Here is a 13,601-nt window from a genome sequence, read left to right on the forward strand (position 1 = left end):
CGTAAAAGAGTTCGTCGCGCAGCGTGTTATTGGCGACGATGCCGCCGAGCTTGGCGGCAGCCAGAAATACCAACTGTTGCCGCGTCTGGGCGAACCAGCCGAATGCCTTTGTCGCGCAGATCGACCTCGCGCCGCTCCACCGTGACGAGCCGCACCTCCTCCTGTGCGAGCCGACGCGTGAGCGCCCTGCCGACCATGCCGCGACGGCCCGCTACATAGACTGCCTTCCCTTTCGGCTCAAACCGTACGCTTGGCATTTTCCGCTTCCCGCTTCGCCTCGGCAAGATCGCTTGCGACCATCTCCTGCACGAGCTGCGCAAAGCTGCGCTTCGGCTTCCAACCGAGTTGTTCGCGTGCTTTGCTGGCATCTCCTATGAGAAGATCGACCTCCGTCGGCCGGAAATAGGTTGGGTCGATCCTGACCACGGTCTTACCGCTCTTGGTATCGACGCCAGTTTCCTCTACGCCCTTGCCGCGCCATTCGATGCGGTGGCCGACCTCCGCAAAGGCGAGTTCGACCATCTCGCGCACCGACCGCGTCTCGCCGGTTGCGAGCACGAAATCGTCGGGCTTCTCGGCCTGCAGGATCATGTGCATGCCCTCGACGTAATCGCGTGCATGGCCCCAATCGCGCTTGGCCTCGAGGTTGCCAAGATAAAGTGTATCCTCAAGTCCAACCTCAATGCGGGCGACGGCGCGGGTGATCTTGCGAGTAACAAAGGTCTCGCCGCGGATTGGGCTTTCGTGATTGAACAGAATGCCGTTACTTGCGAACATGCCATACGCTTCGCGGTAGTTCACCGTAATCCAGTAGCCATAGAGTTTTGCCACACCATAGGGCGAGCGCGGATAAAACGGAGTGGTCTCCTTCTGGGGGATTTCCTGAACAAGGCCGTAAAGCTCGGACGTAGACGCCTGGTAGAAGCGCGTCTCTTTCTCAAGGCCAAGAATTCGGATCGCCTCGAGCAGGCGCAGCACGCCAATCGCGTCGGCGTTTGCGGTATATTCCGGGCTTTCAAAGCTAACACCGACATGACTCTGGGCGGCCAGATTGTAGATTTCGGTCGGCCTAATCTGCTGGATCAAGCGGATCAAGTTGGTCGAATCGGTCATGTCGCCGTAGTGCATGAGAAACGGCACATTCCCGGCATGCCGGTCATGATAGAGATGATCGACGCGCGCGGTGTTGAAGGAAGATGACCGCCGCTTGATGCCATGCACGACATAGCCGAGCGACATTAGATATTCGGTGAGATAGGCGCCATCCTGCCCGGTCACGCCGGTGATCAGAGCGACCCGCCGTTGAGAGTTCTCGTTAGTCAAAGTGTACCCTATACAAGCGAACTGATCAGTTTCCGTACCCTCGTTCACCAACCGGTCGTACGTATTCGGCCAGAGCTCTGTTCGAGGGGCAAAACCGACCAGGTGATAAACAAAAGGCCGCTGAAGAACAATAGACGCTGATATTGGACGCTTACGACAATGATTTTGCAGAGCTTTTAGCCCCTTTCTAGATTTTGGCCATGCAGAAGTTCAGGACAGTCGCTCCGAGCGTGCCGATCCAACCCTAGGTGCTCCGCAGTTTCCACACTGTCGGCGATCGTAGGCTCGTCACGATGTTATTTCGGCGTCGCAATCTCAGAGGCGATAGAAGATATCGAAGTTGTGAGGATGACGGTCAGAGCGAGCAAGTGAAATCCGTCGAAAAAGGGCGATCAGGCGCGGAAATAATGCGCCGAAATAGGACTCCTTGCATCGATCCAAATGGAAGCGTTGGCCAGCCCGCAATAACAACTCCAAACTGTTGGGCGCACCTTTGTGCGGGTAGCTAGAGAGAATGAGGCGGTAAACCAACGCCAAATCAGCGAAGGCGATTCAGGGCATTGCTAGCGCGATCCGCCTAGAAGTTGGCGCACGCGCGGATAAAACAGTAGTAGAAGCGAAGTCGTGATCTATCCCACTTGAATTTAAGAACCTGCGATCCGATTATCTGATCATGAGGGCAAGGGGGATCTCCAAATGCTGGATTCGGCTACCGCCGAGCTTCTGCGCGCTATCCTTGATGAGGTCTGCGCGAACATCTCCCGCTACGAAACAGGGGTCCGTGCACATGTTGCCGCTAGGCTTCTCGAAGCCGCCACCAGGGGTGAAAAGACGCCCAGCCGCCTTAAACAGATTGGTGTCGAAGCGCTTCGCGAAGCACCGACCATGTGGCGGTAGGCGCGGACAATATGATGTCTCACTCAGGTGAATTTCCAAGTTACCGTCCTAAAGATCCTTGTGAGCTATCCGGACGGCTTCGCGTCGATGGCGGAGCTTAAGCGCGACATGGCGATTCTAGCGACGAGCGGTCGAGAGTGGGCCGAGCGCACGGCGAGAATGGCCGCCCGTGTCCAGAACCTCGACATTTTTTCCCAGAAGCTCATTGAGCGGGTGAACGGTGGCTGGCGTATCACTGAAGAGGGGCGTGCCGTCCTCGATCTGATGGAAGGCCGACCGGTGGTTGCGCAGCTGCCGCCGGAAACGAACGAATCAGCCTCCGAGCAAGGAGAGGCCGATCAGGCATCGAGAAATTCGTGCAGGCGAGGTGAACGCTGAATTTAGCCGCGTCGGAAAGTTGCGTCTTAATGTCTCAGTCCCGTGCTCTGTGCTCATAGTTTCGGCTGCGACTGGTCGCCGCGCCTTGTTGCTTCCCGCTGACGAGGATGGTGTGCCGCTCAAGGTTTATCGTTCTCAGCAAAGGCCGTCGGACTTGGCTTATGCCACAAGTAGGAAAAGCGATCGAAGCCATTATCCGGCCTCTGCGATATTTGGCCGTTCTTTGCGCTGAGCGCATGTGGCGCGTTACGTAGAGATCGCACCAACGCTCTCGGACCGACTCCTTGGCTCTGACCGAGAGTCTTAGGCGCGTGGTTGCACCGAAACGGGTGTGACGATGCCAACGATCAAGGACAGGGAACGATTCGCGGCGGCTTGCCGCTCTCGTGGTCAAGCATTCCCTGTTTCGGCCCGGGTCGTGCTCATGCGATCGCTGCCTACTTGTATTTCGCGATCAAGCCTCAGTCGCGCCCATTATGCGAACGATGAAGCAGAGCAGGGCGATTGAGGCGGTCCACAGGGCGAGGTGTTCCCACCAATACAACCGACGCTCCGACATCTCATGTGCGATGGCAGCGGCCAAGCCGCCCAAGGTTATTCCGGCTATGACGATTACAAACAAATCAATGCCTTCCATAGGTGCTCCGTTCAACCAGGCGTGCAACTGTTGCCATCGTATCTCCGGCTCGCTTGTTTGGCGTTATTACGCATCTTCGCTCAAGAAGTTGCCTTGAGCTCGAACGTTGCGGTTCGTTTCACGTAAAGCTGGTTGCGCATAGTTATCGATGCCGCGACTAGCCTTTACGGGTCTTGATTGGAAGGTCGAAATATCAACGTCGACCCACCGTGCTCAGCACTCTGACAAACAGAGAAAGGGGAACATGCGACCGCCCACACGACGGGCTATCGAATATCCAACTATGAAAACAAGGTCATCCGGTCGAGAAGGCCAAGGGCACAATCCGTTTCAGCGTCATTTGTGTCACGATCTTGGAATGTGCGTCGTCCGCGTTGCTACAGCACAAGGTCAGGCGACGCAGGGGCGGGACCTATCCACTCTCGCACCTTTACGGGCACTTCGGGTTCGTACGTCTAACCGCGCTTGGTCGCGACCAGCCGTGGGTGAAGGCGTGAGGTCTTGTCCGAGAGCCGGATGCGGGAGATCTGCCTGTCCGGTTCGTAGAGTTGGTGGCGAAGTTGAACCGCTTAGCGGAGGTCGCGGAGAAAAGGACCTCATTGAATTATTCCTACAACTTGACCCTACGTACGATTCAATCCCGAAGAACGTTCGTGCGAAATTGTCCAAAGGCTGTTCGGGCGCAGGCGCACTCTTGAAATGCACGTGGCATCCTGTTGCATGATCCGGTGGGCCGATATCTGCGATGTGTTTTTACCCTCCGGCCTGCCGACCCTCAGCTCTTGAGCGACATCAATGCGCTTTAAGAGCGTCTCCATCTAAACTGCGTTTGTAGCCGAACAACCGCGCTTTTTGGATTGCTGAGGCTATGGGCTCGGATTGCTGCGCAGTCCGAGCCCACCGCCTCGCGAAGCAGCTCGGAATTCACGTTTTGACTGAGCTCGAATTGCACGGCCGCCGCCACGCGCGTTGATTTCCGAACTCGCAAACATCTCTGATGAAAAACTACGCGCAGTGGGTTGCCGTGGCGGCACGCCGTTGCCAAGCCTACGTCGGAGGCGACGGGCATTGTTGCGTTAGTGACAGTTCGGATGGGTTTTTGTTCATAAAAGCTGTCCCTTCGAGAATTCTCGTTCGAATTGCTTGTGAATGCAGCGCTCTCAGTTGCGGCACGCCACTTGCTTTGTTCAGCGTCGCATCGCCACCCAGCCTGGTGATGTGGGGGCGGGCCGGCGCGCCCCCGCTCGTGCGTCAGGCCCGCCCTGTTTCGCTCTCTGAGCCAGACTTGCATCGGCCTGGCGGCAATTCAAAAACTTGAGACGGCCCAATATTGAAGGCCGTCCGAAGGGATAGTCGTATGGAACGCCTGGACCAACCGCAGTCGCAGTATCGCTTGTCGCATGCGGGCCTAAACATGCGAAGGCCATTGTCGTATCTGAGGCGCATCGTCGGCATTGTTGCGTTGCAGCCACAAAACGTCGCCCACAGTGAGACAACGCCAATCCACTCACACCATCCTCTGGTGCTGGATGCCTGTCTCGCGGTGTGAGATCTGCCGTTTCGTCAGTCCAAATTCCCTACAGCTATTGGAGAGATAGCCGATGCACAACGTCGTCTGCATAAAGCAGGTTCCGGATTCCGCGCAGATTCGCGTCCATCCCGTAACGAACACCATTATGCGTCAGGGCGTACCGACAATCGTCAATCCTTACGATTTGTTTGCGCTCGAGGCAGCCATGGAGCTGCGCGACAAGATTGGCGGCGAGATCACTGTTCTCACCATGGGCCCTCCAGCCGCCGAGGACTCGCTGCGAAAAGCGCTGACCTTCGGCGCAGATCGCGCTGTATTGCTCACCGATCGTGTTTTCGCAGGCGCTGATACGCTGGCAACGACTTACGCGCTGGCGGCGGCCATTCGTAAGATCGGACAAGAGTACGGCCCGCCAGACCTCATATTCGCTGGCAAGCAGACGATCGATGGCGACACTGCGCAGGTTGGGCCTGGTATTGCCAAGCGGCTTGGCGTGGTTCAGCTCACCTACGTCGCCGGAATCACGAGCCTGGATCTGGCGGCCCGCGCAATCGAGGTGGAGCGACGTTCGGAAGGCGGCGTACAGGTGCTGCGTACAAAGCTTCCATGTCTCATCACCATGCTCGAGGCGACAAATGAGATCCGGCGAGGTGGAATGGTGGATGCGCTGCGCGCGGCGCGTACTGACATCGTAAAATGGAATGCACATGATGCCGGTATTGCAGATATCTCGAAATGTGGTCTTAAGGGCTCGCCGACTATCGTCAAGCGCGTTTTCGCCCCCTCCAAGCGCGCGGAGAAGGCGATGCTCGTCGAGGGGGCCGACCAACCTGTGTCGGCATTGATCGACGCAATTTTCAAGCACCGGCCGAAGCTTGAAACTGACCTTGCAGCCCTGGCGCGCTCTTCCGATGTGGGGTTGGAGCGATGATCCGTTGAAATGTCTTTCGGTTTTCGCGTCGTGGTGCGTCCCATGAAGCCTTGGTACAAGAGTCTGTACGTACAGGTGCTGATCGCCATTGTGCTGGGCACCATCGTCGGCTGGCTATGGCCCTCGGTCGCCACCAACGACTGGGTCAAGGCAATGGGCGACGGCTTCATCAAGCTGATTAAGATGGTGATCGCCCCGATCATCTTCTGTACCGTGGTCTCCGGCATTGCCCATATCCAGGACGCAAAGAAGGTTGGTCGCATCGGCGTGAAGGCGCTGGTCTATTTCGAGATTGTATCGACCTTCGCACTCCTGATCGGGCTCATCGTCGGCAATCTGGTCAAGCCGGGTGCCGGCTTTGGCAGTGCGGCGGCGAGCGCGAATGCGGTCGCCCACTACGCCAAGCAGGCCGAGGGGCAGAAGACCGTCGACCTCATTCTGCACATCATCCCCGACACCGTTGTCGGGGCCTTTGCACAAGGCGAGATCCTGCAAGTGCTGCTGTTCTCGGTGCTGTTCGGATTCGCCATCATGGGCCTCGGCGAGCGCGGCCACGCGATCCGCAACTTCATCGACGATGCGGCCCATGCTGTGTTCGGCGTCATCTCGATCGTGATGCGGGCAGCGCCGATCGGGGCGTTCGGCGCGATGGCCTACACGATTGGCAAGTTTGGTACCGGCGCGATCCTCAACCTGCTCGGGCTGATCGCGACGTTCTACGTCACAGCCGCATTGTTCGTGTTCATTGTGCTCGGCACCATCGCGCGATTCGCCGGCTTCTCGATCTTTCGCTTCCTGGCCTACATCAAGGATGAGCTATTGATCGTGCTCGGCACCTCGTCGTCGGAAAGCGCGCTGCCATCCTTGATGGTAAAGCTGGAACGCCTCGGCTGCTCCAAATCGGTGGTCGGTCTCGTGGTGCCCACCGGCTACTCGTTTAACCTCGATGGCACCAACATCTACATGACGTTGGCGACGCTCTTCATTGCGCAGGCGCTTGGCTTCGATCTCACCTTGGGCCAGCAACTGACGATCCTGGTGGTGGCGATGCTGACCTCAAAAGGCGCCTCCGGCATCACGGGCGCAGGCTTCATCACGCTCGCCGCGACGCTCGCGGTGGTCGATCCGCGGCTCGTGCCGGGTATGGCGATCGTGCTCGGCATCGACAAATTCATGAGTGAATGCCGCGCACTAACCAATCTCTGCGGTAACGGCGTCGCCTGCGTGATCGTCGCCTGGTGGGAGGGCGAGCTCGACCGGAAGAAGCTCAATGGGCGCGTCTGCCAAAATCGATCCCACGAGCATCAGCAAATCAGGATAGACTAGGGGGCGTTACGCACCGGACATTGGGATAGCCGAATCGGCACGTGGCGGCAATCCGGGGGCTGATGACCTAGGCATGACCGGAGGGTAACCTACAGATTCGAATGTCGCTGCCAAGCCAAGAAGCCAGCGGATTTCGATATCTAGATACTAGGAGAGCCGGACGTAGCCGATTTCTTAAGCTCATGGACATCGGCGCTAGCTCGCGATGGAGCCCAAGGGGTATCTGGAGGCGACACTATTCAGGTGCAAGGTGCGCAACCCTCCACCGGGGCCGACTGAGTTGATTTGCTCCGGCGACCGTCCGCCACGCTTGCATGAGCCGTCCCCTTTCTTAGCTCGCGCCATGTCTTAGCGATGTCGTGGCCGAATTGGAACTGCTGGTCAAATGCTTGGCGGTTTGAAGTCGCGCCAGACCTGCTCTTGTATCTGGCATCTCCGCAGCCGCTACCGTGTGTTGATGAGTAAGCGTGGGATTCACCAAGCTGGTGGGATGGCCGGTCGTGCATAAGGGTTTGGCGTGGGCTTGAATCTGACGTTACGTCAGGTTGTAGGACTGCAGACAATCGAGATCGACCTCACGGCGACACGCGGGTCGATGTCGTCGGCGCTCGGAGAGAGTTGGCGGCCTCGCGGGGGATCAAACACGTGTAAAGAGCGTTCAAATCAATGCGCGATGAAGGGCACAAGCGAGATCAGGATCGCTATGGTCGCAGCGTTCGTATCGAAGCGCCCGCACGTGGCCGCCAATGGCGGAAGGAGCCTTTGAGGGCGAACGCGGCGCGACCGTTTCGTTCGGCCCGGATGCTCGAAGCATTGCAGCGAACGACAACGGAGCTCGAGGTCAAGGTCGCCGCTGGTCGCTATCGGTGAACTAGCGCGTTGGTTCTGGTGCCTGGGAACCCCGAAGCGAGATCGGCGCGTTCAAATCGATCGATCGAACAAGCCAACAGAAGTGGTGCGTGGCGCTCCCTGTCGTTGCATCTGGGGCGTATCTACCCAGTGTGGACGCGATGGCGCCTTGGTCCAAATCAGGACGAGGCACGCCAGAGCAGAGCTGAACGCGCGGAATAATGACGCATCACATTGATGCTTAGAGTGAACGGATCAGGAAGCAGAATGGTCTCGTCAGTCAGGAAAGTTGCACGGCGTCATCCCAGGAAAGGCTCCCTGCCACATCCGCTTACAGATCATCACATTAGAAGGGACGTAACAGCATTGTTCGGCAGTGCTCGTCTGAAGGCGAAGGCCTGGGCAGAACGTGATCTACGCCAGAACAGTGTATCTGCGCGGCAAAGGAGGTAGCATGCGAGCGCAAATAGGGGACCAGCTCGAGGACGGTCGTGTACGATATGGACAATTCGCCAGTGCACCGGGATCAGGCCCTTGCGGTCTCTTCATTGTGCAGGGGCCGTGCGGCTGTGAACTCAAGATTATTGGACTGCTCCACCCGGGTTGGGAACACGTCTCCGTTTCGATACCGCGGCGCTGTCCGAATTGGCAAGAGATGTGCTTCGTCAAGGATCTATTTTGGGATGAGGAAGAGTGCGTGATGCAGCTTCATCCGCCCCGCTCCGAATACGTGAATAACAACCGATACTGTCTGCATCTCTGGAGGCCGACTAGTCAGGAAATCCCAACGCCACCCTCGGGGCTCGTCGGCATAGTCGGGATTGGTCCATCCGAAGCGGCTAGGCTCGCTGCACAAATACGGGTCGGATGACCCCGACCCGTTGGACCTGTCTTGAGGGAGAGGGCGCGATCAAGAATTGAGGCGCATCTTCCCGTAAAGGAGGTGCGCCGCACGGCGGTCCGTGGGCAGAAAGCACTGACGGTTACCTCGATCCATTTCGCGGTTCTCAAGAACTGCGACATGGATCCGTAATCGTTCGCGCTCGCGGTCCGTGCTCGTAGTCATCGCCCACTTTTGCCCATGATGCGGACCCATCCACTGTTCGGATATGTTCTATCGATACAATCGATTTTACGAGCTACCGAGAACGGCGGATAAGAAAAACACTTCAAAGACGAATTCAGGTATATCAGGATGGCACCGAGAAGAATTCTCAGGTTCGCCGCGAGCATCGAGGGCGGTCGCCCATCAAGGCGACGTCTTCTCGGCGGCTCACGCAAAAACTTGCCAGAGGCGCCTGGTCGACCGCCGTCAGCAAACCTTCGTATAGATGTCCCAACCAATTCGACTTCTGCCACCTACTTCCGTTCGATTGAACCTTCCGGTGCTCCCGTCCTAGCCTCGCGGCGAAGTCGAGAACTGTCGATTGCAGGTGTCTAAATGCTGCTTCAGAAGGATCGAGTGCCGTGCGGTCAGATCGTGCCGAAAGTGCAAACGAGGTCACTCCTAGATCTCGTCCGAATGGCCCACAAGCTCGATGTCGTCTCCGTCGTGTGCGACGATGGATCGGTTCAAGAACCACTATTGAACCTGCTCATCTCCGCCGGCTGCGTGCCAGAGCTCTTCCAGAGTGCCGATGAATTCCTGAGCTCAAAAGGCTACATCAGCACGTCGTGTTTGATTGCGGACATGGAGTTACCGACCGCAAGTGGGCACGAACTATACGAGCAGCTCATCGCATTCGGAAAAGTAATTCCCACCATTCTACTTGTGGCTGCCCCAGACGACGACAGCCGTGTGGGCGCGATGCAAGCCGGCGTGTCGCATTTCCTGCGTAAGCCGCTCAACAATAGCGAACTGCTCGCGTGCATCAAATCGACACTCAAACCGAATGACGCTTCGAGGGCGCCCGTTAATATGGGCATGCCAGCTTCGAGATCCCGTGGTGCGGGCACCGGTTGAGCCCGCTCCTGGGCCGCGAACGGGATAAGGATGTCAACCACGCCGAAACTCAAATCGTTTGGCCTAACGATTCCGCTTTTCCAGCGCATTGAAAGACGATCGAACGAAGAGCGCCAGCGCGTTGGCTGACAATCGCACGGCAAGAAACGCACGTGCCTTAAGTAGAGGAGAGGTTCAGTGAAATGAGGTCATTGTTCAGAAAGAGTGTACCGGCGGCGATAACGCAATTCGCGCACGAGGACCACAGCGCATGTTAGAATCGACCTCATCTTTAGATGTACACCAGCAGCTTGTTTCCCTTCTGGGAAATCCAAGCCCTGTTATCTTAGATATAGGCTGTAACGATGGAACTGATACGAAACGGTTTCTCGAGCTGTGCCCCGAGGCGCTGTTCTATTGTTTTGAGCCGGATCCCCGTGCGCTGGCCCGCTTTAAAAAGAACATGCAACCGGATCTCAACAACGTGAGGCTGTTTGAGATCGCCATCAGCGATCGCAATGGACAGATTGAATTCCACCCCAGCAATGCAGATGGAGAGGTGCGCGAATGGGACCTCTCCGGTTCAATACGCCGGCCAAAGAACCACCTTGCTGAGTATGAGTGGGTTCGATTTGATCAACCAATCTCCGTTGAAACGCGAAGGTTGGATGACTGGGCGAGTGAGGCGGATATAAGCAAGGTTGACTTGATCTGGATGGATGTCCAGGGGGCGGAGTCGGATGTCATCACTGGCGGCAGGCGGACCTTAAGCAATACGCGGTTCATCTACACGGAGTATAGCGACCGCGAGCTTTATGAAGGGCAGCTGACCCTGCACGCCATTCTGGACCTCCTACCTTCATTCGAAGTGGTAAGGGTCTTTTCCCGCGAAGTGGAGGGTGATGTATTGCTTAGGAATACGGGCTGTTAGCGGTCTCCGCCTTCTTTGCGGCCAGCTGTCGCATCACGCGGCTGCGTGATGCGACAGCGCGATTCTGGTCAGGGCGTCAGGGCAAGCAGATGCTTCTTAAAGTGGTTATTCGTTTCGCTCACTGGCGATAGCGCTTGCGGATGAATTCGCGCGAGACTATTTGGTTGATGAAAGTTCTCGCGCTGGCAGATCGCAATGAAAATGAATGACCTGAAGTCCATGAGTGTCGACGAGTTGTGGAATCTCCACGAGAAGGTGTCCGCCGCTCTAACACAACGGATTACAGCGGAAAAGGTCAGACTCGATGAGCGGCTGCGAACCCTCGGAGCGGTCGACAAACCCATACGGCCCGCCCCTGAGCGTCGGCCCTACCCGCCTGTGCGGCCGAAGTATCGAAATCCAAAGAACCCGGCACAAACCTGGTCAGGGCGTGGTAAATTGCCCAGCTGGCTCGACCCGCAACTTCGTGCCGGCCGAAAGTTGGATGAGTTCCTCATTGACCGATCTGCGCGTAAGCATCGCCACAAAGCCTGACAGGCCGGCCAGCAATGCTGATTTGACTTATGCGACCATCGTTGTTTCTTGTTTCGAGCTATTGGCTCTGACCAATTACGGGTCTCTTCACGCGTGTGGCGCTCGATAGCCTCGTCAGTGCCTTCTCTCCGCGTCCGCACCTTCCGGGCCACCAGTAGCCAAACATGAGCGTCCAACGCTGTCCGCGCGAGGGCTCGATGGTTTTAGTTTAGAGACCTTTCGACAAATCTCCTCCATAAACGCAATCGGCATCGCCTGTTCGGGGCCCGAAGATCTTCCAATGGAGGAGTAATGATCGGCTAGCCACCGGAGCAACGTGCCACGCATCATTTGCTGACTAAGAGATCTGGTCCGTCTTATTGCACATCTGTTTGCGTTCGCGGCCCAAAGCGCTCGAGCGGCAAAGAAAAGGCTGCTAAGTCGCGCCACAACGTCGTTAAGGGCGATGGAAGGCAAGCAATGGCTTAAAGCCGGCTACCTCAACGAGGTTAGCCGCTTCTGTGGATCTATTGGATTGCGAGTGCAGGTCCACATTTTGGACCAAGCAACCTGACGCCACGGGCTATATAGCTACCGCGCGGCGGCTCAACATGGTCGACCCCGTCGATCCAAAAGGACATATCATCGATCGCAAGCTGCGGATTATAGGTCCACCCCGTCTGGACGGCTTTCACCAGAGCGAATGCCCCGCGCGGTGAAAACGAATCCGGGATGACGACATCAGCATCCTGCTCGCATCTTGATAGAAGTTCAATAAGCTCTTTCACCTTCATTTTCGCAGCCCTGGGATCGCAGTTGCGAGGAGTATCCGTCTACGACTTCTGTAGGATCAGTAAGCCCCACGTCAAGCTGCAAGCGACCGATCGCGATCAACCGTCGCCTCTGCTGTTGCGTCCACGCGCAGCATGCTGCAGGCGTGGTCAAAGGTTCGACGCAGCCCGGCGCTTTGGGCGGCTATCATAATTAATCCGTGGCGGAATTGATCTGGCCTCTACGGAAAGATCCGCTCTCTCAGCGCCATCACAAAAGCGAAGCTGGGCGAGGAACGAGCGGCGGAATGGGATGTTCCACGAGCAGGAAGGCTAGCTCACCGCGCAGCTGATTCGTTTTCAGGCCAGCAAGGTGGTGCAAATGAGCTGATCCCTCCGATTTGGGCAGCTACGCTAACTCAGTCGAACATCATCAGTACGTCTCAGGCGATCAGGTCTTGAGTGAAGCATATCGGCCGCCGCTAATGCAGCAGCATAATATTCAAGGCGAGAGCCTCCGGGGGCTTGAACCGGACCCTGCGTCAAGTTGTAGAATCGCAAAGTAGTGTCGACACAAACAACAAAAGGGACGTTTCATGATGTCCTCGCTGTCCTTTTCGAAAGGCGCGATTGCTTTAGAAAGAGAGGCTTCTCAATGACGCTGTTTCTAGTTCTTCCGATTTTGTTCGTGGGTTTGGCAGCTGGGTACGCTGCCCATGCATGGCGTTCTCGGACGAGGCGTGAGCGGTATCGTTTGCACATGGCTCACCTTCGGCCAACATCGCGCATTACTGAACGTCCGACGGAATTGTCTAAGCGCAGAGCGTTTTGATGCGTCATGCTAACGGAGATTGGAGCTGAGGCCGACTGACTAGTGGGAAGGGCCGATAGTGGGAAGGCGCGCGTAGTTTGCGGTTCATCGAATAACGCGGATGTGTCGCTTTCGGCAAGCGATGCACATCTTGTCGACCATACGGATCATGAACGTAAAGGCGCTGGTGCAGACAGCCAGTGGTCAGAGCGGCCAATGAGTGCGGGTCCTTGATGCGACGCCTCGTTCGCGAGCCTCGCGTGATCGACTTTCAGAGCCCCCGCCGAGTGCACCGGCGCGGGTTTCTTCTGAATGCCTGCCGTCTTAAGGATGCACCGTCAGGGCATCGGCAATTGCCATCGCCCTGCCGTGAGCGAAATGTGCCGCACTAACACTGGTCTTTGGGCAGGCGGAGTGTCTCGATTCCGTCGCACGCGTTGCAGCTCAATTGACCAGCCAGAATGATGATCGTCCGCTCCTCGGTGGCTGTTTCGAAAGGCCATATCCGCCGCGATGGTCCCCGCATGAGCCGTGATGCGGGCGAAGGGAATGAAGCTCGCCAGAAGTCTTACAAGGAATGGAGCGCGCACCAGAGGAGGCGGATTGTGACGAATACTACTCGTCGCTTTATCTCACCTGATTGACCTCGCCGCTACGCGCGGCAGTCAAATCAGGCGAACTCTTCGGGCCAAGGCTGGCACCTGGAAGCTGTCGATCGCAACTTCTTGAGCCGCAGAGCGACCGCGGGCTCGCTCCGCTCGA

Annotated in this window: 11 protein-coding genes; 8 read left to right on the top strand and 3 right to left on the bottom strand. The window is 57.1% G+C overall.

All coding sequences use genetic code 11. The annotated features are described in order from the left end of the window. Positions 1 to 26: 26 nt before the first annotated feature. Both ACR9YP_RS11100 and gmd read right to left on the bottom strand, forming a co-directional pair. Positions 27 to 257 (bottom strand): NAD-dependent epimerase/dehydratase family protein, encoded by a 231-nt coding sequence (locus ACR9YP_RS11100; RefSeq protein WP_474219747.1) that lies wholly within the window; start codon positions 255 to 257, stop codon positions 27 to 29. Continuing rightward, positions 238 to 1,323, bottom strand: coding sequence for a GDP-mannose 4,6-dehydratase (gene gmd / locus ACR9YP_RS11105; RefSeq protein WP_474221032.1), 1,086 nt, complete (start codon positions 1,321 to 1,323; stop codon positions 238 to 240). The genes ACR9YP_RS11100 and gmd overlap by 20 nt, the downstream gene beginning before the upstream one ends. Positions 1,324 to 2,019: 696 nt before the next feature. Between gmd and ACR9YP_RS11110 the strand changes: the two genes are divergently transcribed. The 8 genes from ACR9YP_RS11110 to ACR9YP_RS11145 all read left to right on the top strand — a co-directional run bounded on the left by ACR9YP_RS11110 (position 2,020) and on the right by ACR9YP_RS11145 (position 11,279). Next, positions 2,020 to 2,220, top strand: a complete 201-nt coding sequence (locus ACR9YP_RS11110) for a hypothetical protein (protein ID WP_438102101.1) — start codon at positions 2,020 to 2,022, stop codon at positions 2,218 to 2,220. A 27-nt stretch (positions 2,221 to 2,247) separates the two neighbouring features. Beyond that, a complete protein-coding gene (locus ACR9YP_RS11115; RefSeq protein WP_438102100.1) occupies positions 2,248 to 2,598 on the top strand; it encodes a hypothetical protein in 351 nt (116 codons plus the stop codon). Positions 2,599 to 4,836: 2,238 nt separating this feature from the next. Further along, entirely contained in the window at positions 4,837 to 5,697 is an 861-nt protein-coding gene (locus ACR9YP_RS11120; RefSeq protein WP_474219748.1) for an electron transfer flavoprotein subunit beta/FixA family protein, read from the top strand. A gap of 9 nt (positions 5,698 to 5,706) precedes the next feature. Further along, positions 5,707 to 7,023 (top strand): dicarboxylate/amino acid:cation symporter, encoded by a 1,317-nt coding sequence (locus ACR9YP_RS11125; RefSeq protein ID WP_438102098.1) that lies wholly within the window; start codon positions 5,707 to 5,709, stop codon positions 7,021 to 7,023. Positions 7,024 to 8,326: 1,303 nt separating this feature from the next. Beyond that, the gene (locus tag ACR9YP_RS11130) at positions 8,327 to 8,743 is read left to right on the top strand and encodes a DUF7694 domain-containing protein (protein WP_438110335.1); all 417 of its coding nucleotides are present in this window, start codon (positions 8,327 to 8,329) and stop codon (positions 8,741 to 8,743) included. A 651-nt stretch (positions 8,744 to 9,394) separates the two neighbouring features. Beyond that, positions 9,395 to 9,835: a response regulator gene (locus tag ACR9YP_RS11135; RefSeq protein WP_438102097.1), complete on the top strand. Its 441-nt coding sequence runs from the start codon at positions 9,395 to 9,397 to the stop codon at positions 9,833 to 9,835. 250 nt (positions 9,836 to 10,085) lie between these two features. Then, the gene (locus tag ACR9YP_RS11140) at positions 10,086 to 10,745 is read left to right on the top strand and encodes an FkbM family methyltransferase (protein ID WP_438102095.1); all 660 of its coding nucleotides are present in this window, start codon (positions 10,086 to 10,088) and stop codon (positions 10,743 to 10,745) included. 219 nt (positions 10,746 to 10,964) lie between these two features. Next, positions 10,965 to 11,279, top strand: a complete 315-nt coding sequence (locus ACR9YP_RS11145; RefSeq protein ID WP_474221033.1) for an H-NS histone family protein — start codon at positions 10,965 to 10,967, stop codon at positions 11,277 to 11,279. Positions 11,280 to 11,785: 506 nt separating this feature from the next. Here the strand turns inward: ACR9YP_RS11145 and ACR9YP_RS11150 are convergent. Continuing rightward, entirely contained in the window at positions 11,786 to 12,052 is a 267-nt protein-coding gene (locus tag ACR9YP_RS11150) for a hypothetical protein (protein ID WP_438102091.1), read from the bottom strand. Positions 12,053 to 13,601 lie beyond the last annotated feature (1,549 nt).

Source organism: Bradyrhizobium sp. BR14999, assembly GCF_056106085.1.

Excerpts from the sequence above, each read along its gene's own strand:
- ACR9YP_RS11100 (WP_474219747.1), bottom strand. The coding sequence starts at position 257 with ATGCCAAGCGTACGGTTTGAGCCGAAAGGGAAGGCAGTCTATGTAGCG.
- ACR9YP_RS11110 (WP_438102101.1), top strand. The coding sequence starts at position 2,020 with ATGCTGGATTCGGCTACCGCCGAGCTTCTGCGCGCTATCCTTGATGAG.
- ACR9YP_RS11120 (WP_474219748.1), top strand. The coding sequence starts at position 4,837 with ATGCACAACGTCGTCTGCATAAAGCAGGTTCCGGATTCCGCGCAGATT.
- ACR9YP_RS11125 (WP_438102098.1), top strand. The coding sequence starts at position 5,707 with ATGTCTTTCGGTTTTCGCGTCGTGGTGCGTCCCATGAAGCCTTGGTAC.
- ACR9YP_RS11130 (WP_438110335.1), top strand. The coding sequence starts at position 8,327 with ATGCGAGCGCAAATAGGGGACCAGCTCGAGGACGGTCGTGTACGATAT.
- ACR9YP_RS11135 (WP_438102097.1), top strand. The coding sequence starts at position 9,395 with ATGGCCCACAAGCTCGATGTCGTCTCCGTCGTGTGCGACGATGGATCG.
- ACR9YP_RS11140 (WP_438102095.1), top strand. The coding sequence starts at position 10,086 with ATGTTAGAATCGACCTCATCTTTAGATGTACACCAGCAGCTTGTTTCC.
- ACR9YP_RS11145 (WP_474221033.1), top strand. The coding sequence starts at position 10,965 with ATGAGTGTCGACGAGTTGTGGAATCTCCACGAGAAGGTGTCCGCCGCT.
- ACR9YP_RS11150 (WP_438102091.1), bottom strand. The coding sequence starts at position 12,052 with ATGAAGGTGAAAGAGCTTATTGAACTTCTATCAAGATGCGAGCAGGAT.